Source organism: Neorhizobium galegae bv. orientalis str. HAMBI 540 (assembly GCF_000731315.1).
Classification (GTDB): Bacteria; Pseudomonadota; Alphaproteobacteria; order Rhizobiales; family Rhizobiaceae; genus Neorhizobium; species Neorhizobium galegae.
The window spans coordinates 716,595-739,937 of sequence record NZ_HG938354.1 but is presented as its reverse complement, the minus strand read 5'-3'; the positions used below and the strand labels follow the sequence as shown (position 1 = coordinate 739,937).

The following is a 23,343-nucleotide window of genomic DNA, read 5'->3' as shown; positions in this document are numbered from 1 at the left end:
ATGAAGTCCGTCACGGTTCCTCCTCGTGTTCTCTGGAGATCGAAAGCGGCATCAGCGCGCAGCTACGATGACCGGGTCGAATGTGCTGACGAACGACGTCTTGGCGTCGAAACGTTCCTTGAGCGACCCGGCCTGATAGAGAATGTCGATCAGCTTCTGGTGATGGGGGATGGCCTCTACCGAGGTCTGCAGGACAAGCGGCGATTCCGCGGCCAGGATCACCGCCGTATCGTCGGGTGAAATGCGCTGGAAATCCGTGTAATAGAACTTTCCCCAAGCTTGCCTGTTGGCATTCGCCCAATTGGCACCGCGGGCGAACGCGCCGAGGAAGCTTTCGATGGCCGCGACCTTCTTCGGATCAGCCAGAGCAGCGGGGCGGGCGTAGAAATAGCTGGTGCTCGGCAGGATCTGGCGCTCGACCGGATCGAGAACCGGCGAAGCCCCGACCTGCTTGGTGAGGCGAGTAACATGCGGTTCGGTCAAAACGGCGACGTCGACTGCACCGGAACGGACAGCGTCCGGCAGGTCGGCTACGCGAAGATTAACCAGTTCCACATCCTTGAGCGAAATACCCGCACGGTTCAGCGCCTCGATCAGGAAAGCCTGCCGACCGGAGCCTTCGACATAGCTGAGCTTCTTGCCCTTGAGCTCCGCCAGTTTGTTGATGACAAGTCCGGGACGGCTCGTCAGGCGATATTGCGCCACCTCTCGCGTAAACGTGCCGATGATCGGCAGAAGCGTGCCGGCCGCGCGCGCCTGGATTGGCGGCGTATCGCCGACATAGGCGATATCCAGCGCAGCGGCCCGCATCGCCTCGAGAATAGCGGGACCACCGGCGAAATTCGGAAAGCTCGCCTGGAATTCGAGCTTCGGTGCTTCGCCGCTGGCATCGAGAAGATGGCGAACGAATTCGCTCTGGTCCGCGACGGCAAGCATGGTGTTGGGATCGACCGTTAGGGCTGCCTCGGTCTGGCGGCCAAACGCGAGACCGAGCGAAAGGGCGGAGGCAAAGGATAGGAATGTACGTCTGTTCACAGGTTTGTCCCCAGCTAACACTCGGTGATGAACACCGCCGGGGATAAAAATGCAGTGAAACGATAGATTTTATAAGAAAATTATTTTTCTAAAAACGACCGCTCGTGACAAAAACGTTTCGGACCCGCTTCAGAACTGGATAAACGATCCGGAACGCCCGCCTCATAGTCACCGGCGATCAATCGCAAAGTCAGAGCGCCCACGGATACGCGACCGCATTCGAGGGCGCTTGACCCGATACCCCGATAGCGGTCGTGGGACCGGTAACTTGCTGCCGTGGGTTCGTGGAGGATACGACTTCCGGCCACTCTATTCCGACAGAGGCGTGGCGTCCCATTTTTAGAGCTTGAGAGACGACTGCTCTATCTGGAGGGCTCCCTTGATCGCGTCTGCGCCTGGAGATCACCGCTCGTCGAAAGGTATCCCACCCTTCATCTTGTCAGCAAGAGGAGCTTCGATAATTTGCACGGTCACTGATCCCGACGATGCGCCAAACTCCTCGACCACCGCATCCGTGATCTTCTTCATCAGCCTGACTTTTTGGTCTCGTGTTCGACCAGCTGCGCAAAAAACGTGAACTTCGGGCACTACGATACTCCTGTTTCTTCCAGAAACATATTCACTCGCTACCGATCTGAACAGCCCCAGTTCCGCGAAGAGATGCGCCTAAGCACATGGCGTCATTACCTCGGCTGGCAAAGCTGCTGACCCTTAATCAGCCGGCTGTAGGCTTGAGCCCTACACCACTTAATGGGCAATCTCCAAGCCATAGAGAAATGGCGGGACCCAAATTGCGTAGCGGGTCCGGATTTGGCGCCTTGATGGGAGTGGAACCTGCGACCCCGCCATTCTACACCTTGCTTGCAGTCGACGGGAATCGAACCGGAGGTCCATTTTAACGAAACGGTCGAAGTTCAAGAATGCTCCAGTCTGGAGACTGAAGCTAAATTCCTACGCGCTAACGCCACAATGCCGAAATTGGCACGGCGGACAGGCGCTCCCCGAACGGAACCACCTTGTCATGGTCGTACAGGACCATGCCTGAAACAAACCGCTCTCCACATGCTTCGGCCAACATTCGCAATCCGGAAAAATCGGAAGTCGAGACGGATGCTGCCGCTTTTATCTCGATACCGACAACCCTCCCTCTTCTGTCTTCGATGACGATATCGACTTCGTTCAGCTGCTTGTCGCGAAAGTGTGAAAACTCAAAGCGGGTATGTCCGCTGCTGGCGAGTTTAAGGATCTCGCCAAAGACGAAAGTCTCCAGCAACGCTCCGAACGGCCCTCTGTCATCCCGGAGTCTCTCGAGAGAGAGGTCGCGAAGTGAGGCGAGAAGACCAGAATCGAGGAAATGTATTTTGGGGGTCTTGGTCAGGCGTTTCAGTTTGTTGGAAAACCAGGGTTGGATCGTTCTGGCGAGGAATAGGCTTTCGAATATGGCAACGTATTTTTGCGTGGTGACGTGGTTCATCCCGATGGCGGCGCCAATTCCGGAATAGTTCACGAGTTGTCCCGAATGTTCCGCCAGAATGCGTAGCAGGCGCGGCATCTGCGCGATCTGCTCGATTTGCGCGACATCGCGCACGTCGCGTTGGACGATCGCTTGGATATAATCCCCATACCAGTCCTGTCTGCGGTTCAAGGTTTTGCGACCCAATGCCTCCGGATATCCACCTGCCAGAACTGCAGCCACCAGGTCATCACCAACGATTGGTTGTCCGGCTTTAGCTTCGTTTCGGAAGGCGTCGACCAAAAAACTTCCACCGGCCGTTCTGATCTCGCTTTGAGCGAGCGGCAGCAATTGGACGACCTCCATACGCCCTGCGAGCGAGTCTGCGACGCGTGGCAGCGTCATGAGATTGGCTGAACCGGTCAGGAGGAAACGCCCTGGACGCTCATCGGTATCCACGCTTTCCTTGATCGCCAACAACAGCTCGGGAGCGCGCTGAATTTCATCGAGAATGGCGCGATCCATTCCTCTTACAAAGCCTACTGGATCCCGTCGCGCGGCACTGAGCGTCGTCGCATTGTCCAGCGTGTAATACTCCATCCCCTCGTTGGCCATCTTCTTCGCCAACGTTGTTTTTCCGGATTGTCGGGGACCCACGATCAGCACGACTCGCGTGTCTGACATGGCGTCGGCAACGCGTTGCTCAACGAGCCTTGGATACAGCGGCATAGCTTCGTTCCTTTGATAACCGGTTGAAACTATGAGGATGACCGATTGAAAGTCAAGGAATGACCATCTGAGATCCAGATGGCGACTGATTGAAACCAGAACCAAAACTAGGCGGCACGCCAGATTGCGGCATGGAGGAGGTGTGAGGTCACGCAGGCACTGCTGAACCTTCGCTCATTGGCACCGGAACTGGCTTAGCTGATGCTCAGCGAAGGGGTATCCGGAGCGAGGCGAAAACAGCGCGACGTCGCTCCTCTGCTTGCCTCCGAGTTCACCGTCATCTGTGCCGATCTGCGTGGATATGGCGCCGGCGCTTGCCCTCCTTCCACCCCCGATCACCTCCCCTATTCCAAACACGCGATGGCGGCCGAGATGGTCGAGCTTATGGAAAAGTTCGGCTTCAACGAGTTCATGATCGGTGGCCATGACCGGGGCGGCCGTGTCGCTTACCGCATGGCGCTCGATCATCCGGCGGTGATAAGAAAGCTTGCCGTTCTGGATATCGTCCCTACCTCCACCGTCTGGGATCAAGCTGACGACCGATTTGCGTTAGGCTTTTGGCCGTGGGTCCTACTGGCGCAAGCCGAGCCTTTGCCGGAAAGACTGATCGCCGATGCCACCGGAGGCTGTTATCGACGATGCGCTTACAGGCTGGGATCTTCCGCCGCGGCGTTCCCGCCAAAGATCAGAGAGGCCTAAGTCGAGGCGCTCAGAAATGCAGACCATGTTCACGCGATCTGCGAGGAGTATCGTGCTGCAGCAACCGTCGATCGCCAGCATGACGTCCAAGATCAAATCGCTGGACGCCGTATTCGTTGCCCACTCATGGCCCTCTGGAGCGGAACCGGTGCATTAGCCACCTGGTATACCAGCGACGGAGGGCCGTTGGCGTTATGGCAACAATTCGCAGGCGATGTCGTCGGTCACTCGATGCCGGGCGGTCACTTCTTTCCTGAAGAGTATCCCATCGAAACGACGAAAGTACTGGCCGAATTCTTCGGTGACGCAGCGTTTTCTTCCGGTTGATCTGCGCCAGCCGGAAACGGCTGATCAAAAGCGTCTGACGTCGATAACGGGTGTCAATCAGCACCGAACCTTGCCGCAAGAGCCATGTCCGCCTTGAAACCGAAATGAATTTGATGTCCGACCTGAACATTCCCGAAGCGCTTCCCGACCAAGCAGAATCCACGTTCATTCCAGACGACTTGATAAGCCATTCATGCCGCTCACCCAGCACGAGATTGACTTGTTCAACCACATCGTCGCGAAGGAAATCGATTCCCCCTACACGTCCAGCATATGCTGCCGCGATAACTGCTGCGCCGAGCGAACGGCACCTTATCGGGTGGCAATGGACTGGAGCAGCCTGCAAGGCGTCGGCCCCGGCGGCTCGCCGCGCATCCGGATTGGCGCTGACCGCCTTGGCATGCGCCCGGCCGATGCGGCCCGCGCCAAAAAGGGGAAAATTCACTGTCATCGCTGGCGATAGCGAGCGAGAAATCCGCAAAGCAACGGCGATCGTTCTTCACCTGGTCGGATCTCAGCGTCTTCCCGCTGCTGTCCTCAACAACAAGGTGGCTGTAAGAAGCGGTCATGCTTCCAACTCCCTTATTGAGATCTGCGAAACCCCAATAAGGTAAGCCGAAAGGCTGGAAGTGTGACTGTCTCTCGATCATCACCTGCATCTCAGTGATCCGTTCTCTCAGCGGGCGCGGCCTCTTTCATGCCACCTCCTGTGGCTTGGTCAGCCGTTGATCCTATCGCGGAAACGGGCAAGTTCCTCGCCCGCCACACCGACATTGTGCGGCTCCGCCGGATAGGCTCCGCTCTCAACGTCCTGCCGGAATTCCCGGAAGGCTGCGATGCGCTCGTGCTGCAGGCGGTCGAATTCGGCAGCGAAGTTGCGATAGGTCTTCGCATGTCGGGGCACATGCCCGCGGTTCTGTCCGAGCACGTCATCGGCAAAGAGATATTGCGCGTCGCAACCGGCGCCCGCCCCCATCGAGATCATGAAGAGAGACGTCCGGGCGCTGATCAGCGAGGCAATTTCGGCGGGAACCACCTCGATTTCGGCGGCGAAGGCACCAGCCTCCTCGAGGGCCTTGACGGCATTCCAGATAGCCATCGCGCTGTCGGCCGTCTTGCCGACCGCCTTGAAGCCACCGGTCCAGGTTGCCTTCGAGGGAATGAGGCCGACATGGCTGCAGACGGGAATGCCCTCGTCCCTGAGCCCTCGGATGATCCGGAGGCTCGCCGCGCAATAGACGGCGTCGCCACCGGCGCGCATCGCTTTGAAGGCCGCCCGCAGATATTCCTCCGTCGTGACGAAGTCGCCATATTCAAGCCCCGGCACCGCAAAGACACTTGGCGCCACCTCCCGAAACGCAGGCCCCAGAAGCGCCGGCGGCACGGAGACCATTTCAATCCCGGCCCTCTCGGCGGCCTCCGCCTCCTCGAGCGTGACGACACGAAGCATGCTGAGTTGGCGCTTGCCCTTGAGCGCCAGGATATCGGCAACGGTGGGACGGTGGGATTTCATCGGTGCATCCTTTGGCGCCACGCGCTCACAGAAGGGATTTCAGTTTGACGGAAGGATCGGCGAGTGCCGCGCGATCGGGGCGCGTGCCCCTGGCGATCAGCATCTCGGCAAGCCGAATGTCGCGGGCAACGGCACCGCCGGGGCCAAGTCCGCTGGCTGCCAGCAATCGCCCATCCGCATCGAGGTGAAACAGGATCTCGGCCTCCGGCGACAGCGTCCGGCCGATGGTCGATGTTGCGCCGTCGGACAAGCCGGCTACCTGCAGCGTCAGGTCGTATTGGTCCGACCAGAACCAGGGCACCGCATCGAAGGATGCGGCCTCTCCCAGCATGTTGGCCGCCGCGACGCTGCCCTGTTCCTGCGCGTTGCGCCAGGATTCGAGCCGGACGCGCCGGCCGCCATAGGCGGTGACGGGAAAGGAGCAGCAGTCGCCGGCCGCGAAGATGTGCCGATCGCTGGTCGCCAGATGGCGGTCGACGGCAATGCCGTTGTCGATCGCAAGCCCTGCTTCTGCGGCAAGACGGGTGTTGGGCTGGGCGCCGATCCCGACCACGAGCGCATCGACCTTGATCTGGCGACCATCGGCGAACCCGATGGTAACGCCGCTCTCGCCATCGGCGATGGTCTCGATCCCCACGCCGCAGAGGAGTTCCACGCCTTCTGCCGCGTGCCGTGCCTGCAAGGCGAGCGCGAGCTTTTCGGGAACACCGCGCATCAACACGCGCGCTTGCGCCTCAAACAAGGTGACGGCCGTCCCGAGTTTCCGGCCCATCGCGGCCAGTTCGAGCCCGATGAAGCCACCGCCGAGAATGGCCAAGCGGCCATCCCCCCGCATATGACGACGAATGGCGGAGGCGTCCTCGACGGTCCGCAGCACATGGATGCGATCACTCGTGCCAATGCCGGGGAACGGGCGCGGTGCGGCGCCGGTTGCAAGCAGCAGCCGTTCGTAGGACAGCGTTTCGCCGGCTTCCAATAGCAGCGCATGGCGTGCCGGGTCGACCGAGATAGCCCGATGGCCTCGCAGAAAGGTGATCCCCGCCTCGGCAAAACGTTCGTTTGCGACGATCGCCCGGACGGTCTCGGCTTCCTCGCCCCCCTTCGACAGGGGTGGACGCTCGTAGGGGAGATGCGGCTCGTCGCCGATCAGCGTGACGGTTCCCTGGTAACCCCGCTCCCGCAGGGCAAAGGCCGCCCGCACGCCGGCTTCGCCGGCGCCGACGATCACCATGCCTTTGTCACCCATCTCAGCCGACCTGGATGAAGACGCGGCCACCATCGACCTTGACCGCATAGGTCTTGAGGTTGACGCAGACGGGGGCGCCCTTGGCTTGGCCGGTCTTGTAGTTGAAGCGGCCGTTGTGCTTCGGACATTCGATGATGTCGTCCATCACCAGACCATCGGCCAGATGAACATTCTCGTGCGTGCAATGTCCATCGGTCGCGTGGAAACTGTCTTCCGGGCTGCGATAGATGGCGTAGCTCTTGCCGTCGTGATCGAAGCGGATGACATCCTCTTCGTCGATCTCGTCCTTGTCGCAGACGTCGATCCAGGTGCTCATCGGGCTCTCCTCCCCCTTTATGGCTTGTTTTTGTCGGACGCCGGCGTCACTCCGCCGCTGGCGCCATGGCGTCGCTGTGGAAGTCTTCGCGATAGGGCTTTGCCGTCGGTGGCAACTCGCGCCTCAGGAAGTAATCCTCGTTCCGGAGCTGGCGCAGGAAGGCCGGGATCATCTCGCGATAACCGTCGAGGATCGACGGGTTCGGTGCCGGCAGATCGTCCTTGATCATCGCGTGCAGCTTCGGCAGCGCGTGATAGGGCACCATCGGGAACATGTGATGCTCCACGTGATAGTTCATGTTCCAGTAAATGAAGCGACTGATCGGGTTCATGTAGACCGTGCGGCTGTTTAGCCGGTGGTCGATGACGTTGTCGGCAAGGCCGCCATGCTGCAACAGGCCGGTCATGACATGGTGCCAGGCACCATAAAGGCGCGGCATGCCGATCAGCACCAGAGGCAGGATCGAATTCAGGCCGACCGCGAGTGCGACGGTCGCCACATAGATCGCGAGCCAGATGCGCGCGACGCGGATCGCCTTCGACTGCTCCGTCTCCGGAATAATGATCTTCTCTTCGGCGCTGATGACGCCAAACGCGTTGCGGACCATGTCGATCACCGCATGCCAGGCATCCAGCAGGCCGAACAAATTGAGGATCAGCCGCAGGAGATCCGGCGGACGCATCACCGCGATTTCCGGATCCCGGCCGACAATAACCGTATCGGTGTGGTGCCGGGTATGGCTCCAGCGCCAGGTCACCGGATTGCGCATGATCATGAAACAGGCGATCTGGTAGACAAGGTTGTTCATCCACATCGTCTTGAACGCCGTGCCATGACCGCATTCATGCCAGCGGCTGTCCGAGGCGGACCCGTAGAACACGCCGTAGGCGAGGAAGAAAGGGATCGCCCAGAGGCTGCCCCAGAAATAGATGCCAAGCCCTGCAAATACGACCAAGCAGCCGAGCCAGATCGCCGTGTCCCGGAGGGCTGGCCCATCCTCCCGCTTCATCAATTCCTTCATCTGCTTGCGCGGCACCTCGGTATGATACCACTGCGCTGCCGCGAGCCCGTTGGCCACCGCCGCCTGCGCATCGCGCCCAAGCAGGCTGTAGTCACGCTTTGCCGCCGTCCTCGCCATCGATCTCCTCCATCGGTTTCGATGCGGTCGCCATCAAAGGCGTCGCATGGAATCTGATCTTGAGGATTATCGTTGTTCTGACAGATCACAATCCACGCATGATATATTCTATCAAAGTCTATCATTCTTGATTTACTCCATGATAGAAAGGTCTCACTTGAAGGAGGAACAGATGGGATCAAGACCGACGATCGCGGATCTGGCCAAGACTGCGGGAGTGAGCGTCGCAACCGTGGACCGCGTGCTGAACGGGCGGCACAAGGTGCGCGAGGACACGGCGCGGCGCGTCTATGACGCGGCAAACGAGATTGGCTTCCATGCCGTCGGATTGCTGCGGCAGCGAGTGTTCGAGGGGCTGCCGCAATACCGGTTGGGCTTCATCCTGCAGAAGCCCAACCACCATTTTTACCAGAGCTTCAAGCGGGAGCTGGAGATCGCCGTCCAGAATCATCCCTGCATTCGCGGCGTGGCCCAGATCGAATTCTGCGCCAACCAGACACCGAGCGAACTGGCCGACAAGCTGAAAGAGGTCGGCGCCAGGAATCAGGCGGTCGCCATGACATCCCCGGACTACCCAGCCCTGACGGTGACAGCGGAGGAACTGAAGGCAAGGGGCATCCCGGTATTCTCACTCCTGTCTGATTTCGCCTCCGGCATCCGCGAGGGCTATGTCGGGCTCAATAACCGCAAGGCCGGTCGAACGGCAGCCTGGATGATCGCGAAGGCTGCGAAAAACCCGGGGAAGGTGGCTGTTTTCGTCGGTAGTCACCGCTTTCACGGTCACGAATTACGCGAGATCGGCTTTCGGTCCTACTTCCGCGAACACGCTCCCGACTTCGAGGTTCTGGACACGCTGGTGAACCTGGAAACGGTTGAAATCACCCATGAAGCCACGCTGGATCTGCTGCACCGCCATCCGGATCTTGTGGGTTTCTATGTTGCCGGCGGCGGAATGGAAGGCGCCATCTCCGCCATCCGGGAAGAAAAGCTCGGCGGCAAGCACGTTATCGTCGTCAACGAACTGACGCCAATTTCCCGCGCAGCGCTGGCCGATGAGATCGTGACCATGGCGATTGCGACACCGCTTGCCAATCTGTGCCGCGAACTCGTCCAGCTAATGGTCGAGGCGGTGGATACCGGTCCCGCGACGGCGCCAGGCCAGACTTTCCTGCCGCTCGAAATTTACGTGCCGGAAAATATCTGAGCCGCGATGATGGAAAACCATCATAACAATCCTCAAATTCTTTCATGAATGAAATAGAATGTTGCTATTTCTTCTTTGACGAACGCCACGAAACCTGATGACTTCGTTTGGCGGGACGGAGGAGGAAAGCCGGCCGCGCCAAACTTCGGGAGAACTCATGGCCGCGCTTACCTTCGCGCTCAACCACATGGTTGCGCCACACATGCCGCTCGGCGCTTTTTTCGAACTGGGCATATCGCTCGGTGTTCGGCAATTCGAAATCCGCAACGATCTTGCGGGTAATGCCATGCTCGACGGGACTTCACCTGAGACGGTCGGCGACCTGGCAAAGGCGCACCGAACCGAAATCATTTCGATCAATGCCCTGCAGCGCTTCAACGAATGGACGCTGGAACGGGAAGCGGAAGCCAGGGAACTGGCCGCCTATGCTGCTGCCTGCGGCGCAAAAGCTCTGGTTCTCGTGCCCGTCAACGATGGAAGCGGCAGGCTGGAGGGAGAGCGTCAGGGGAATTTGCGCGTTGCGCTCAAGGCACTGAAACCTATCCTGCAGGACAATAACCTCATCGGACTCGTGGAGCCGCTCGGTTTCCAGATCTGCTCGCTTCGCTCCAAGAAAGAAGCAGCGGAAGCAATTGCCGCGATCGATGGCCGCCAAAGCTTCAAGCTGGTTCATGACACTTTCCACCACGTGCTGGCTAGCGAGCCGGATATATTTCCGGATTTGACGGGGCTGGTGCACATTTCAGGCGTCGATGACCAGGAGGTCAGCATCGACGCCATGCGCGACCCGCATCGCGTGATGGTGACGGCACGGGACCGGCTGGACAATATCGGTCAAATCCGTGCGCTCGTCGATGCTGGTTATCCCGGCCCGTTCTCGTTCGAACCGTTCGCGTCATCCGTTCACGCATCGAGCGATCCGCAAGCGATGATCCGCAATAGCATGGACCTGATCCGGGACAGACTTTGACGTCTTCACCGATCCGGTGGCAGTGACCGGACCGGTTCTTGAGATTGCCTTCGGGGAGGAGGCGACCGGCTTTTTGAGGTGTTCGCCGGGCACCGTTTCAGAGGAGGAAGAGATGAAGACATTTTTGGCGGGTGCCGTGCTCGGGGTTCTGATGGCATCGAGTGCTTATGCAGGCAATATTGGCGTGTCCATGGCCAATTCCGACACGTTCCTGACCGTTCTGCGCAAGGGTATCGAGAAGTCTGCGGCCGATGCAAAGCAGCCGGTCCAGATCGAGATCGCGGATGACGACGTTCAGAAGCAGCTATCCCAGATCCAGAACTTCATCGCCTCGAAGGTCGATGCGATCATCGTCAATGCCGTCGACACCACGGCAACGGCGCCGATGACGAAGCTGGCGAACGATGCCGGGATCCCGATCGTCTACGTCAACCGGATGCCGGCAGACGTGGACAAGCTTGGCCCCAAGGGGGCATTCGTCGCCTCCGACGAAGTTCAGTCCGGCACGCTGCAGACCAAGGAAGTATGTCGCATCCTGGGCGGCAAGGGCGATATCCTTGTCATGGTCGGCGATCTTGCCAACCAGGCTGCCGTCCAGCGCACGAAGGACATCCACGACGTGATCGCGACGCCGGACTGCAAGGGCATCAAGATCCTCGACCAGCAGACGGCCGTGTGGGATCCGGTCAAGGCTCAGGACCTGATGACCAACTGGATCGCGGCCGGTCACAAGCCGGTGGCTGTCATCGCCAACAACGACAACATGGCGATTGGCGCGATCAACGCCATGAAATCCGCCGGCTGGAATATGAAAGACGTGGTCGTAGCGGGCATCGATGCCACCCAGGAAGCACTTGCCTACATGAAGGCAGGCAATCTGGATGTATCCGTGTTCCAGGATGCCTTCGGCCAGGGCTCGGGTGCGGTCGCCGCTGCCATAAAGCTCGCCAAGGGTGAGAAAGTGGACGCCAAGGTCTGGATCCCGTTCCAGCTCGTGACGCCTGAAAACATGACCAAGTTCACGACGAAGAATTGACCGAGGATGGGCCGATCCGCTGTCTTGCGAGGCAGCGGATCACTCTCGTGGAGGAGGACCACCATGTCGGCTGAACGCATCATCAGTCCGCAGACCATGGAGGCCGTTCGCAGGAGCGGCGCTGTCCCGGGCAGCAAATATCTTCTGGAAGTCGAGGACGTGCGCAAGGAATTTCCAGGGGTCGTTGCCCTGGACAACGTGCAGCTGAAGCTGAAACGCGGGACGGTGCATGCCCTCATGGGCGAGAACGGCGCCGGCAAGTCGACGCTGATGAAGATCCTCGCGGGCATCTACACGCCCGACAGTGGCTCATTCAAACTGCGTGGCGTCGATATCCGCCTCAAGAATCCGCTCGACGCGCTTCAGAACGGAATCGCGATGATCCATCAGGAGCTGAATCTAATGGCGCCCATGACCGTGTCGGAAAACATCTGGATCGGTCGTGAACCGCTCGGGCGTTTCGGTATCGTGGACCATGCCGAAATGAACCGCCGGACGGACGCGCTGTTTGAGCGCCTCGGGATCGAGATCGATCCGGAAATCAAGGTCGGCAAGCTCAGCGTGGCCAACCGCCAGATGGTCGAGATCGCCAAGGCCGTATCCTTCGATTCCGATGTCCTCATCATGGACGAACCGACATCTGCCCTCACCGAGAGGGAGGTGAACCACCTCTTCCGGATCATCCGCTCCCTTCGCGAGGAAGGAAAGGGCATCATCTACATCACCCACAAGATGAACGAACTCTTCGAGATCGCCGACGAGTTCTCCGTCTTTCGCGACGGCAAGTACGTTGCGACCTGCAACTCCTCGGAGGTGACCCGCGAAGACATCATCCGCATGATGGTCGGGCGCGAGATCACCCAGATGTTCCCGAAAGAACCGGCGCAGATCGGCGACGTCGTGCTGTCGGTAAAAGGGCTGACGCTGACCGGCGTCTTCCGCGACGTGTCCTTCGATCTCCGGGCAGGCGAGATCCTCGGCTTTGCCGGCCTCGTCGGCTCGGGCCGGTCCAACGTCGCGGAGACGATCTTCGGCGTGACCCCTGCAAGTTCCGGGACGATCGAGCTCTTCGGCAAGCAATTGACCGTCTCCTCGCCGTCCGTCGCCATGGCGCACGGCATGGCGTTTCTGACGGAGGATCGAAAGGAGACCGGCTGTTTCCTGCTGCTCGACATCCAGGAAAACGCGCAGATGGCGGTGCTGCAAAAGCGCTATGTGCAGCTCGGTTTCGTACAGCAGGAAAAGCTGCGGAAGGCGGCCACCGACATGGCCAACCGTCTCAGGGTCCGCACGCCCGACATGCGGGAGCCGATCATCAACCTGTCGGGTGGCAACCAGCAGAAGGTGCTGATCTGTCGCTGGCTGATGACCAATCCGAAGATCCTGATCCTCGACGAACCCACCCGCGGCATAGATGTCGGCGCCAAGGCCGAGATCCACCGGCTGATCTCGCAGCTCGCGGGCCAAGGTGTGGCGATCATCATGATCTCGTCGGAGATGCCGGAGGTGCTCGGCATGAGTGACCGCATCGTCGTGCTGCATGAGGGGCGGGTCACAGGCATTCTGGACAGGGCAGAAGCCGATCAAGTCAAGATAATGGAGCTGGCGTCGCGCTGACGGCACAGCCGGGAGAAAATCATGTCTGATGCCATCAACGAACTGGGGGAGACCTCCAAGACGGGCTTGAAGAAAATTCGGCGACTTCCGCCGGAATTCTCGATCCTCGCCGTCCTGATCGGGATCGCCCTTATCTTCGAAGTGATCGGCTGGTACGTCGTGGGCGAAAGCTTTCTGGCGAACAAGCAGCGCTTGTCCATCATCGTCCTGCAGGTCGCTGTCACGGGGATCATCGCCGTCGGCGTGACGCAGGTCATCATCACCGGTGGTGTCGATCTCTCGTCCGGCTCCATGGTCGGCTTTATCGCCATGGTGGCTGCAAGCTTCGCCCAGACCTCGCTGAATGCCCGTGCCGTCTTCCTGCAACCGGAATATGCCGCTTTCGGCCTGGACTGGTTCATCGATTCAAGCCCGTTCTGGCCGCTTCTGGTCGGCGTGCTGCTCGGCGCATTCCTGGGTTTTCTGAACGGCCTTCTCATCGCCAAGACAGGCATTCCACCCTTCATTGCCACTCTTGGCATGATGGTTTCAGTCCGCGGCCTGGCCAAGTGGTATACGGAAGGCCAACCCGTCGCTTTGCTCAACGAAAACTTCGCCTGGCTCGGCCAGAGCTTCAGTCTCTGGGGCTTTCCCGTCCCGCGAACGGTTATCGTCTTCTTCGTCGTGGCAATCATCTTCCACGTCGCATTGTCCTATACCCGCTACGGCAAGTTCACCTATGCCATCGGCGCCAACAGCCAGGCTGCACGCGTCTCGGGGATCGACATCGGCAAGCACCTGATCAAGGTCTATGCGGTCGCCGGCCTTCTCTCCGGCCTCGCCGGCGTTATGCTCGCTGCCCGCGCCCAGTCCGGCCAGCCGAACATGGGCGTCTCCTTCGAACTCGACGCCATCGCGGCGGCCGTCATCGGCGGCGCTTCGCTCTCCGGCGGCGTCGGCCGGATCACCGGGACGGTAATCGGTACGATTATTCTCGGTGTGGTGACCTCTGGCTTCACCTTCCTCAAGGTCGGTGCCTACTATCAGGAAATCGTCAAGGGCGCGATCATCGTCGCGGCAGTCGTCATTGACGTGCACCGCCAACGCAAGAAATCCCGCGCCTGAAGAACCTCCCCAGGCGCCGAGGCGGTGCTGGTTCCGAGCGACCTGCACCGCCTCCCCCTATGCACCCGTCTTACAATTTAGATGACGCCGTCACAGGCCATTCGCGAGATGACCATGAAGACCTATGTTTTGACCATTTCCTGTCAGTCGACCCGCGGCATCGTCGCTGCAGTCTCCAGCTATCTTGCCGATCAGGGCTGCAACATCGTGGATTCATCCCAGTTCGACGACCTCGGCACCTATCGGTTCTTCATGCGCGTCTCCTTCATCTCCGAGGAAGAGGCCGATGAAGCAAAGCTCGCACAGGGCTTCCCCGCCATTGCCGTGCGTTTCGGCATGGACTGGAGCCTGCATGATGCCGCCAGGCGGGAGAAGGTCCTGCTTATGGTATCGCGCTTCGGCCATTGCCTGAACGACCTGCTCTATCGTTGGAAGATCGGCGCACTGCCGATCGAGATCGTCGGCGTCGTCTCCAACCACTTCGACTACCAGAAGGTCGTGGTCAATCACGATATCCCCTTCCATCATATTCCGGTGACCGAGGCCAACAAGCCGGAGGCCGAAGCGCGCATCATGGACCTCGTCAGACAGACCGGCACCGAACTCATCGTGCTTGCCCGCTACATGCAGATCCTGTCCGATCAGATGTGCCAGAAGATGTCCGGCCGGATCATCAACATCCACCATTCCTTCCTGCCATCGTTTAAGGGCGCAAATCCCTACAAGCAGGCTTTCGAACGTGGCGTGAAGCTGATCGGCGCCACGGCCCATTACGTCACCGCCGATCTCGACGAAGGTCCGATCATCGAGCAGGACACGGTGCGTGTCACCCATGCGCAGTCTCCGGAAGACTATGTCTCTCTCGGCCGCGACGTCGAAAGCCAGGTCCTGGCGCGCGCCATCCACGCCCATATCCATCACCGTACCTTCATCAACGGCAATCGTACCGTCGTCTTCCCGCCGAGCCCGGGTTCCTATGCCTCCGAGCGGATGGGTTAACGGATCTGGACCGCAGCTTCCCGGTCACTTCGGCGATTGGACCGTCCGGTACCCGACCAAGCCCGGATCGGTTAGCAACTCACTGCAAACTAAGGGATGGCAAGGGTGAGATCGATCAAGCTAAGGATGGGACTTTGCCGTACCGATAAATAGGTTTTCGCGGGGGGGTTATCGGGTGCATGACGGCTCGCAGCAGTAGGTAAACAGGCGATGTCACGTTGTCTGCAGTTTAACTGTTGACGGATTATTGGGCGAGGATGAACTCGACGACTATCAATTATAAGAACCACCGCTTTCCACGGCAGATCATCTCACATGCGGTGTGGCTATATTTCCGGTTCCCGTTGAGCCTGCGGCTCGTCGAGGAAATATTGCTGGAGCGCGGCATCGTCGTCTCTTACGAAACGATCCGGCGATGGGGCCGCAAATTCGGGGTGGCTTATGCGAAACAGTTGCGCAGAAAGAAGCCGTCGCGAAAGGACATCTGGCATCTGGACGAGGTTGTGATTTCGATAGGCGGCCGAAAACACTGGCTTTGGCGTGCGGTCGACCAGGACGGCTACGTTCTCGACGAGATCGTTCAGACGCGCCGCGATACCAAGGCTGCCAAGCGATTGCTGGTCAGGCTGCTGAAGAAACAGGGCCTGTCGCCGAAGCGCATCATTACCGACAAACTACGCTCATACGGCGCGGCAAAACGGGACGTAATGCCCGGCGTCGAACATCGATCGCACAAAGGGCTGAACAATCGCGCCAAGAATTCTCACGTGCCGCTTCGAAAACGTGAGTGGATGATGCAGGGCTTCCGATCCGCCGGAGGCTTGCAACGCTTCATCTCGGTCTTTTCAGCAGTCCGAAATCTTTTCGTCCCGCCGCTCCAGAAGCACTCAGCCTTGGCCATCCAAATTCATCGTATCCGCGCCATGGCGCAGTGGAATGCCGTGACCGCTGCAATTGCCTGAGTTCACCGACAAGAGCATTCACTGCCGTTGATCAAACAACGTGACATCGCCCGGAACAGTATTCAGGACCAGCTTACAAACTCTGACCGCAGCTATTCACACCCGATACGGTGGATCTTCGGTCAGGTCTGGATCAAACGGTCCTGACGCCATACACCTCGTGTGCCGGGATAGGCAGCAGGCGATAGGCCATTTCTGCCTTCAATTCCTCGTGGCGGGCGATCTCGTCGGGCGTCTTGTCCTTCTTGGCGCCGAGCGTGACGAACTCCTCCTTCACATGTCCCGGCTTGATCACCGCTTCGGCGGTACGGCCGCGATAGCTGAAGCGGAACACGTAAGGCCCGGGCGGGTCGGTGATGATGTCCTTGCCGCCGATCGCCTTGTCGACGGTCAGCCGTCCCTCCGTCAGCGCCCGGGTCACCATTTCCAGCGCGTCGCGTCCGCCGGGACCGGAAAAAGCGGTTACGATAGTCACCTCGCGCCGTTCCAGCGGTGTGGCGGACAACAGCGGAAACGCCGCCTGCATCGCCTTCAGTGCATGCGCCACGCCGCCGGGAAAGCCGCCGCCGTGATAGGCGTTGATGGCATCGAAGGTGAAGCTGAGCGGGTGACCACTGTCGAGCACGGTAATGGCATTAGACATTTGCAAAGGCTTTCACGTTGGGAACGAAATGATCGAGGAAAAGTGTCGTGGCCGGCATGAAATGCGACCCGTGGTGGAACATCGGGTCGAGCGAGGAAAGGATCATGGTTCCCTTGGTCGAGACCTTGTCCTCGTAGAGGATCGCCCGTCCCTCGCCGTCGCGGACCAGCACCGTGGCGCCGTCCGGCGGGACAAACCAGCCATGCAGGTGCCAGGTCGCCTGTCTGCGGCCTATGCCGGCCATCAGCGGATAGCTGGCCGCGGCCTCGGTGACACGCACGCCGAGATCAGCGGCCGGATCGAGCCACCACCACCAGTTTGTCGGCGTGCCGGAGAAATCGACCTTCGGCAGCCAAAGATCGGACCGGCTCTCGCCGAGCGCTACAACCGTACCGCCGCCAGCCAGATGGCGGGCGACCAAGTCCTTCTGGGCGATCATGCGCTGCGCCGGCGTGCGGCACGGAACCCACAGAATATCGCCGGGACGCAGGATGTCGCCGAGCTGTTCGGGCGCGCAGATAATATCGAAGATCTCGGTGTAGCGCGGCCCTTCAAGACTGCGGATATTGTAATAGGTGCCGGACGATGGCGCGACGATGCGCCGTCCCGTCCGGCTCGACATGCGCATGCCGCCATAGGTTTCGGATGCGGCAAGCGGCAGGTCGGCCGCCGGCGACGCGGGCGCGGAGGGCCACGGGTCGAAGCAGGCGCCGCCCCGGGTCCAGTCGATGATGCGCCGCGTCAGCTCGCCCGAAAGGTTCCATTCGAGCCCCATCGAGCCGAGATCATTGCCGGCATGGGAGAAGATCCGCCCGCCCCTTGGTCGCGCCCAGACCCAGTCGACCGGGACCTGCGCCGCGCCGAGACCGTTCACCGCAACGGCGCCTTCGGGCAGCGGATTGCAGCCTCGGCCGTAAAAGCCCGCCACGCCCTTGTTGGTCTCAAGCATTAAAAGATCGATGCCGGAGAACAGCGGATGGGGATTGACCGAGGACAGATCGAAATCGGCGCGCTTCGGCGCCTCGATCGGCCGGTACTGGCTCATGCCGTCGGCCAGCGGCCGCACCATGTGGCCGTTGAAGAACCAGCGGCCGCCGACGTCGAGGAAGGCGGCGAGCGCCCCGCGCATCAGCAGCATAGCGTTCTGATCGAGCTGGTTGCCGGTGATCAGGCCCTTGTGGGCCAAAAGCATCTCTGCGGTTAGGTCCGGCTGCTCCACGATCGTGACAGCTCCCTCGGCAGCGGCGGCCTTCACGGCCTCGGACGGTCCTTCATGTTCCGACTTTAGATAGATCGTGTTCATGCTGCCTCTATTCCGGCGAAGGCCGGCAGAATTGCCCGGCGCGTCTCACCCGTCGGTCCAGACACCTCCACCCAGCGCATCGCCACGCCATAGAGTTCGGAAAGCTTGTCGGGCTCGATCATGTCGGCAACGGTGCCGTGGATTTCGCGCCCGCCCGGCATCATCAGCAGCACGTCGTCGGCCGCCGCCAGCGCATGGTTAGGGTCGTGGGTGGTGAACAGGATCGCCTTGTCGCGTCGAAGCCGGAGCGAATTGAGGAGCTCCAGCGTGCGCGACTGGTTGCCGAGATCGAGCGCCGAGGTCGGCTCGTCGAAGATCAGGGCCGGAGAACCAGTGGCGATGGCACGGGCGATCAGCACCATCTGCCGCTGGCCGCCGGACATGCGGTCGTAGCGAAGTTTGGCCAGATCGCAGGCGCCGACCCCGACCAGCGCCTGTTCGGCCGCCGCGCGATCCTCGGCGGAGGGTTGGCCGAACAGGCCAAGCCTCGCCGCCCGGCCCATGATCACGACCTCGAGCCCGGAAAGCTTGGCCTGCGAGGCGCCGTGCTGCGGCACATAGCCGGCGATTTTCGGCGCGCTACGGCGTCCGTCGACCAGCGGCTGAAAACCAAGCAGGGCACGCAAAAGCGTGGTCTTTCCGCGACCATTGGGGCCGAGCACCGCCATGGAACGGCCGACCGGCACGGTGAAACTGATGCCGGCAAACAGCGTGCGGGCGCCGAAGGAGACGGAGGCGTCTTGAAGACCGATCATGTGCGGTTGGTTTCCTTGAAATGGCGGCGCAGCAGGAAACCGAACACCGGCGCACCCACCAGCGCGGTCAGCACACCGAGCGGAATTTCCGCCGCCGTCAGGGTGCGCGCCATGGTGTCGATTAGCGTCAGATAGGCGGCACCCAGCAATGCCGAGGCCGGGATCAGCGCACGGTGGTCCTCGCCAACTAGAATGCGCGCAGCATGCGGCACGACGAGACCGATCCAGCCGACGATGCCGGCCACCGCCACCGAGGTGCCTGTCATCAGCGAAATGGCCACGAAGATGTACCAGCGCTCACGATCCGGATTGACGCCGAGCGAACGCGCCTCCTGCTCCTCGAGCGCGAGAAGGTTGAGCCGGTAGCGTAACAACCAGACGGCAAGGAGGCTAAGTCCCATCCCCGGCACCGCGAGCCACAGGCGTGGCCAGGTGGCGGTAGAAAACGAGCCCATCAGCCAATAGACGATGGCGGGCAGAGAAGTGTTGGGATCCGCGACGAACTGAACGACGGATACCAGCGCCGCGAACAGGGCACCGACGATCATGCCGGCGAGGATGACCGTGATCACCTCCGTGCGGCCATTGATGCGGGCAAGCAGCCCGACCATGACCAGCGCCGACAGGCCGAGCAGGAAGGCCATGCCGAGCAGGACGAAGCCGGAAAAGCCGAACAGGATGGCGAGCGCGCCGCCAAAGGCCGCACCCTGGCTGATGCCGAGCACCTGCGGCGAGACCAGCGGATTGCGGAACACACCCTGCAGCGCAGCGCCGCCGACGGCGAGCGCCGCACCCGACAGCGCCGCCAGAAGCACGCGCGGCAGACGCACGAGCAGCACGATGCGCTCGTCCATCTGCGTCGGCGCGGCATTCGGGTTGAGGACCGCCGCGAGCAGGATCTCGCCGATCCGCGCCACGTCGACGGAAAAGCGCCCGGCACCGATCGCAAACACCATGGCCGCGATCAGCGCCAGCACCATGAGCCCAAACGTGCCGATGCGGAAGCCGATCAGGCTTCGGCGCCCGCGCTCAGTCGCCGCCATCGCCATCTTACTTCGCCTTGAACTGGGCGTAGTTAGTCGCCTCGCCCTGCATGCCGATCCATAGGATGCCGTCGATGTCCTTGTCGGTCAGATCGTAGTCGTAGAGGGTCTTGTATGCCTTTTTCATCTCGCCGCGCAGGTCGTACTGGAAGATGTCGGGATGCATCAGATTGGCGAGCCACATCCAGCTCAGCGGGCTTTCCTGGTTCGGCGGATCCCAGCGATAGCCGCCGAGCGGCATCTTGTAGACGCGCTTTTCCTGTGCGGCCTTGGTTAGCGACAGGATCGGGTCGTCATAGACCCGCTCAAGACCGAGCTTGGCCTCGAAACTGTTCAAGAGAATTACATCCGGGTTCCACTCGGCAATCTGCTCGGGGCTGATCGTGGTGCCCTGGCCTTCAACATTGGCGGAAGCCGAGGTGGCGCCGACCAGATTGATGTAGAAGGCGTTGTAGTTGCCCTTGTCGCCGGAGGCGGTCAGGCTTTCCAGCGCGCGGCCGAGATAGAGGACTTTCGGCTTCCTCTCCGCCCGAATGTCCTTCGACTTCGCCGCCATTTCGGCGGCCACCTGATCGCGCCAGCCATTGATCATCTCCGCCCGCCCGGGCTTGCCCATCGCGGTCGCCACCATGACCTGGTACTGCTTGGTCTTCTCTTCCGTGCCGTAGGAGATCAAAAGCGCGGTAAGTCCGGCATTGACGATCGGGCCGACCAGATCATGGCCGCGATCTGCCCACTGGATCACCAGGTCAGGATTGGTGGCCGCCAGTTCCTCGACATTGGGAATGAAATTCGGCGCGGTAATGTCCGAAGGAATGTCCTTGGCCTCGGGGAAGATCTTGCCGAGCACACCTTCGACGATCGCCGACTTGGCGGTCGGGTTCATACCCACGAGCTTCGAGGTTCCGCCGTCCATGGCGATGATGGTCGACGCCATCGGGATCGGAAGGGACGCGATCCGCTCGGCCGGTCTTGCCAGCGTCACGGTGCGCTTTTCATGGTCGATGATGGTGATCGGGTCGGCAGATGCGACATGTGGCTGCGCAACCACCAACGCAATTGCAATCGCTAGTTCGTTCCGTCTGAAAAGCATGAAACCCCCTCAAAATACAGTGACGCACATCAAATCGTAAATATGACTTATTTTGTCAAGATAATTGCGATGCTTGTCAGCAGCCGAGGGGCGGGCGATTACGCAGGGCATATTTCACGCCGAAAAAATCGCGCTGTTGCTGTGTCCGGAGCGGATGAACCAAAAGGACTGGGCCGTAAAGAACATGCTTCGCTCACGTGTTTGGTCTCTGGCTCTTGAAAGGGTTTGAACCAGCGGCCCGCTATTTGGAAGTCCCAACTGCCTGAGAATATATGATAATCTCCTCTGTCACTCGTCTCGGCGTCGGATGGGGAACATATCTTCGCCGTGGTGGTGTAGACGGGTATGATGTAGCCGGCTCGTCGTATTGATCGTGATGAGCATCGACCGCTTTATTCTCACATACTTCACACGTTTGCTTTTCCAGATCATGCATCTTAACCGCCCGCTGCACGGCAAGATGAGCATTATATTTGGCCAGATTGGCTCGGCGCCAGTTCGCTTGGCGGGTATCGGTTTTCAGCATCGACGTATTCCTATGAAGCTAGGTCGGAACAAGCTCGGCGAGCTTGTCCGCCACCACTGCCATCGTGTCTTCTTCGGTGCTCAGCCCGCTTCGCGAGGCCAAAAGAGGGCTAACGTTGCGGAGAGCATCGTACGTCGTGTTATGGACGATGGGGACGAGCTGTTCGGTCGCCAGGAGTGCCGAAAGCTCCTTGTCGGCAACACCTGCTGCTGGAAGACAGCGCAGCAATGCGGGCGTCACCAGCACGATTCCGACGCGCGACTTCACCAATCTCTTGTCGATTTCGCGAAGCAACGACGTACCGAGGGCGACGTCCTTTTCGCTGAACCAGACTGATACGTCACGTGCGTCGAGCAGATCATGCAGCGTCTTGGCATCCCCCTATCGAAGCAGCGCAGCAGCCGTGTCTGATTGGGTTTCACCCTAGAATAACCGCGGATCGAGGACGAATGGCTCAGCGGCAATGATCTTCATTTCGCTGGCCGCGGAATGACGGTGATTTACGACGATGTTTAGATCAGGCGATCGGACGATCGGCACAATCGCCGACGGCACCCGCAGCAATGGTGTCGAGCGCGCCTGATGCCAGGCATCCCCTCGCTGCTGTGTCCATACCTCCTGACGGCGCCAATCCGACGGAAGATCATCCAGATCGACGGTCTCGACGCCGAGGGTATCCGGGACATCATAAGTGACCATGATGAGTTCGGGAAGCAACCCCGGATCCTCGATGTGGACGAGTTTCTCCAGGACACAGAGGGAGGGAGAGGTCGCGCAATAGGTGACCGCATGTCCCACCGAGTTCCATCTGCCATCAAAATGCAGGCCATAACCGCCGTCAAGCGCCTGCGCGTGCGGCCTGCCTGACAGACGCCACAGCAGCATCAGGCGGCCGCGCCCCAGGCGATCTTGCCGAGAACCGTCTCGATGACGCGGGCGCCCGCCTCGGTCTGGGCAACGTCCAGGGGCGTCTCGCCTCCAAGTTCGGTGAGGGACCGGCGCAGCCAGCGATTGGCCTTGTCCTTGTCGCCAAAGGTATCTTCCGCCAGCGACTGGATCCGCAGAAGCCGGACGGCCCGATCGGACTCATCAATCGTCAGTGACTGATGCTTGTTGGCGCGGTGCCGACGGGTCCGCTGCGGAATTACGAATTTCTCGATCTCCTGATCACTCAGCCCCGCAAGGGTCAGCCCCCTGAGTGTTGCCAACGGCAAGCGGTTACGCACGGCAAGAGCCAGATCGGCCTGCGATCGGACGATGGTCCCAAGAACCGTCTGGCCGCCAAGCTTGCGGGCGACTTCCTCGACAATGGCAGTGGACATGACAGCCTCTTTAAAGACTCTGGCAATTTGCCGTAGATATAGATGGCATCTTGCCGTTTTGCAAGGATTGATAGCCGCAGTGTTGATTATTGGGTGGCCTTGACCCTCTTTAACATTTTCGTCGTGACCCGACGTTGCTCTGAAAGACGGCATTTTGAATACCGAGCGATGCGACGCCCTCAGGCGCGTGGATATCGCCTGCGCCGGAGAGTTCGCGTAATCGCGCTCTTGAAGGAATATGAACCCTGCCCGCCGGGCTCGGCACATCTAAATCGACCGTCAATCTGGCCATCCTCCACGGGGATCACGA

Annotated in this window: 24 protein-coding genes and 3 pseudogenes; 10 read left to right on the top strand and 17 right to left on the bottom strand. The window is 60.3% G+C overall.

Translation table 11 applies throughout. From position 1 onward, the window contains the following. Window positions 1-51: 51 nt before the first annotated feature. From RG540_RS26005 to RG540_RS25995, 3 genes are all read right to left on the bottom strand, one after another. The gene (locus RG540_RS26005; protein WP_041364812.1) at window positions 52-1,035 is read right to left on the bottom strand and encodes an ABC transporter substrate-binding protein; all 984 of its coding nucleotides are present in this window, start codon (window positions 1,033-1,035) and stop codon (window positions 52-54) included. Window positions 1,036-1,437: 402 nt separating this feature from the next. Continuing rightward, window positions 1,438-1,623, bottom strand: coding sequence for a tautomerase family protein (locus RG540_RS26000; RefSeq protein WP_041364811.1), 186 nt, complete (start codon window positions 1,621-1,623; stop codon window positions 1,438-1,440). A 370-nt stretch (window positions 1,624-1,993) separates the two neighbouring features. Further along, window positions 1,994-3,217, bottom strand: coding sequence for an ATP-binding protein (locus RG540_RS25995; protein ID WP_041364810.1), 1,224 nt, complete (start codon window positions 3,215-3,217; stop codon window positions 1,994-1,996). Between the two features lie 201 nt (window positions 3,218-3,418). Here RG540_RS25995 and RG540_RS33255 point away from each other — a divergent pair, with 201 nt between their 5' ends. The 3 genes from RG540_RS33255 (at window position 3,419) to RG540_RS33630 (ending at window position 4,706) form a co-directional block, all read left to right on the top strand. After that, window positions 3,419-3,916, top strand: a complete 498-nt coding sequence (locus RG540_RS33255) for an alpha/beta fold hydrolase (protein ID WP_051909800.1) — start codon at window positions 3,419-3,421, stop codon at window positions 3,914-3,916. 186 nt (window positions 3,917-4,102) lie between these two features. Then, entirely contained in the window at window positions 4,103-4,243 is a 141-nt protein-coding gene (locus RG540_RS33250) for a hypothetical protein (protein ID WP_244446796.1), read from the top strand. 193 nt (window positions 4,244-4,436) lie between these two features. Continuing rightward, entirely contained in the window at window positions 4,437-4,706 is a 270-nt protein-coding gene (locus tag RG540_RS33630; RefSeq protein WP_041364809.1) for a hypothetical protein, read from the top strand. Here RG540_RS33630 and RG540_RS33240 read toward each other — a convergent pair. The 5 genes and pseudogenes from RG540_RS33240 to RG540_RS25965 all read right to left on the bottom strand — a co-directional run. Then, a pseudogene (locus RG540_RS33240) lies at window positions 4,697-4,902 on the bottom strand (IS110 family transposase); the annotation flags it as partial. The gene RG540_RS33630 and the pseudogene RG540_RS33240 overlap by 10 nt on opposite strands. Before the next feature lie 59 nt (window positions 4,903-4,961). After that, the gene (locus tag RG540_RS25980) at window positions 4,962-5,756 is read right to left on the bottom strand and encodes a 3-methyl-2-oxobutanoate hydroxymethyltransferase (RefSeq protein WP_041364808.1); all 795 of its coding nucleotides are present in this window, start codon (window positions 5,754-5,756) and stop codon (window positions 4,962-4,964) included. Between the two features lie 25 nt (window positions 5,757-5,781). After that, window positions 5,782-7,002 (bottom strand): NAD(P)/FAD-dependent oxidoreductase, encoded by a 1,221-nt coding sequence (locus tag RG540_RS25975; protein WP_244446768.1) that lies wholly within the window; start codon window positions 7,000-7,002, stop codon window positions 5,782-5,784. Window position 7,003: 1 nt separating this feature from the next. Further along, on the bottom strand, window positions 7,004-7,318 hold the full coding sequence (locus RG540_RS25970; protein WP_041364807.1) for a MocE family 2Fe-2S type ferredoxin: 315 nt from the start codon (window positions 7,316-7,318) through the stop codon (window positions 7,004-7,006). A gap of 46 nt (window positions 7,319-7,364) precedes the next feature. After that, complete coding sequence (locus tag RG540_RS25965) at window positions 7,365-8,456, bottom strand: fatty acid desaturase family protein (RefSeq protein ID WP_041364805.1); 1,092 nt, start codon at window positions 8,454-8,456, stop codon at window positions 7,365-7,367. Window positions 8,457-8,628: 172 nt separating this feature from the next. Here RG540_RS25965 and RG540_RS25960 point away from each other — a divergent pair, with 172 nt between their 5' ends. The 7 genes from RG540_RS25960 (at window position 8,629) to RG540_RS25930 (ending at window position 16,348) form a co-directional block, all read left to right on the top strand. After that, complete coding sequence (locus tag RG540_RS25960; protein ID WP_041364804.1) at window positions 8,629-9,660, top strand: LacI family DNA-binding transcriptional regulator; 1,032 nt, start codon at window positions 8,629-8,631, stop codon at window positions 9,658-9,660. Between the two features lie 157 nt (window positions 9,661-9,817). Next, a complete protein-coding gene (locus RG540_RS25955; RefSeq protein WP_041364802.1) occupies window positions 9,818-10,630 on the top strand; it encodes a TIM barrel protein in 813 nt (270 codons plus the stop codon). Window positions 10,631-10,742: 112 nt separating this feature from the next. Continuing rightward, complete coding sequence (locus RG540_RS25950) at window positions 10,743-11,666, top strand: sugar ABC transporter substrate-binding protein (RefSeq protein ID WP_041364800.1); 924 nt, start codon at window positions 10,743-10,745, stop codon at window positions 11,664-11,666. A gap of 63 nt (window positions 11,667-11,729) precedes the next feature. After that, window positions 11,730-13,283 (top strand): sugar ABC transporter ATP-binding protein, encoded by a 1,554-nt coding sequence (locus RG540_RS25945; RefSeq protein WP_041364798.1) that lies wholly within the window; start codon window positions 11,730-11,732, stop codon window positions 13,281-13,283. Between the two features lie 21 nt (window positions 13,284-13,304). Then, window positions 13,305-14,387 carry an ABC transporter permease gene (locus RG540_RS25940; RefSeq protein ID WP_041364797.1) on the top strand — a complete coding sequence of 361 codons (1,083 nt, stop codon included), beginning with the start codon at window positions 13,305-13,307 and terminating at the stop codon, window positions 14,385-14,387. 114 nt (window positions 14,388-14,501) lie between these two features. Then, window positions 14,502-15,386 carry a formyltetrahydrofolate deformylase gene (gene purU, locus RG540_RS25935; RefSeq protein ID WP_041364795.1) on the top strand — a complete coding sequence of 295 codons (885 nt, stop codon included), beginning with the start codon at window positions 14,502-14,504 and terminating at the stop codon, window positions 15,384-15,386. Window positions 15,387-15,643: 257 nt separating this feature from the next. Beyond that, complete coding sequence (locus RG540_RS25930; RefSeq protein WP_041364794.1) at window positions 15,644-16,348, top strand: IS6 family transposase; 705 nt, start codon at window positions 15,644-15,646, stop codon at window positions 16,346-16,348. Between the two features lie 133 nt (window positions 16,349-16,481). On the opposite strand, the gene RG540_RS25925 is transcribed toward RG540_RS25930, so the two are convergent. The 9 genes and pseudogenes from RG540_RS25925 to parS all read right to left on the bottom strand — a co-directional run bounded on the left by RG540_RS25925 (window position 16,482) and on the right by parS (window position 23,033). Continuing rightward, the gene (locus RG540_RS25925; RefSeq protein WP_041364792.1) at window positions 16,482-16,991 is read right to left on the bottom strand and encodes a hypothetical protein; all 510 of its coding nucleotides are present in this window, start codon (window positions 16,989-16,991) and stop codon (window positions 16,482-16,484) included. Next, a complete protein-coding gene (locus RG540_RS32985) occupies window positions 16,984-18,294 on the bottom strand; it encodes a hypothetical protein (protein ID WP_041364790.1) in 1,311 nt (436 codons plus the stop codon). The genes RG540_RS25925 and RG540_RS32985 overlap by 8 nt, the downstream gene beginning before the upstream one ends. Next, complete coding sequence (locus RG540_RS25915; protein WP_041364789.1) at window positions 18,291-19,049, bottom strand: ABC transporter ATP-binding protein; 759 nt, start codon at window positions 19,047-19,049, stop codon at window positions 18,291-18,293. Before RG540_RS25915 ends, RG540_RS32985 begins: the two co-directional genes overlap by 4 nt. Continuing rightward, on the bottom strand, window positions 19,046-20,098 hold the full coding sequence (locus RG540_RS25910; protein WP_080725077.1) for a FecCD family ABC transporter permease: 1,053 nt from the start codon (window positions 20,096-20,098) through the stop codon (window positions 19,046-19,048). Before RG540_RS25910 ends, RG540_RS25915 begins: the two co-directional genes overlap by 4 nt. A gap of 1 nt (window position 20,099) precedes the next feature. Further along, on the bottom strand, window positions 20,100-21,185 hold the full coding sequence (locus RG540_RS25905; RefSeq protein WP_051909799.1) for an ABC transporter substrate-binding protein: 1,086 nt from the start codon (window positions 21,183-21,185) through the stop codon (window positions 20,100-20,102). Window positions 21,186-21,473: 288 nt separating this feature from the next. Next, window positions 21,474-21,711, bottom strand: a pseudogene (locus tag RG540_RS33235) (hypothetical protein). Window positions 21,712-21,729: 18 nt separating this feature from the next. Further along, a pseudogene (locus RG540_RS25895) lies at window positions 21,730-22,092 on the bottom strand (TIR domain-containing protein); the annotation flags it as partial. 42 nt (window positions 22,093-22,134) lie between these two features. Continuing rightward, the gene (locus RG540_RS25890; protein ID WP_041364787.1) at window positions 22,135-22,596 is read right to left on the bottom strand and encodes an RES family NAD+ phosphorylase; all 462 of its coding nucleotides are present in this window, start codon (window positions 22,594-22,596) and stop codon (window positions 22,135-22,137) included. Next, window positions 22,596-23,033 carry a type II RES/Xre toxin-antitoxin system antitoxin gene (parS, locus tag RG540_RS25885; protein WP_041364786.1) on the bottom strand — a complete coding sequence of 146 codons (438 nt, stop codon included), beginning with the start codon at window positions 23,031-23,033 and terminating at the stop codon, window positions 22,596-22,598. Before parS ends, RG540_RS25890 begins: the two co-directional genes overlap by 1 nt. Between the last annotated feature and the right edge of the window lie 310 nt (window positions 23,034-23,343).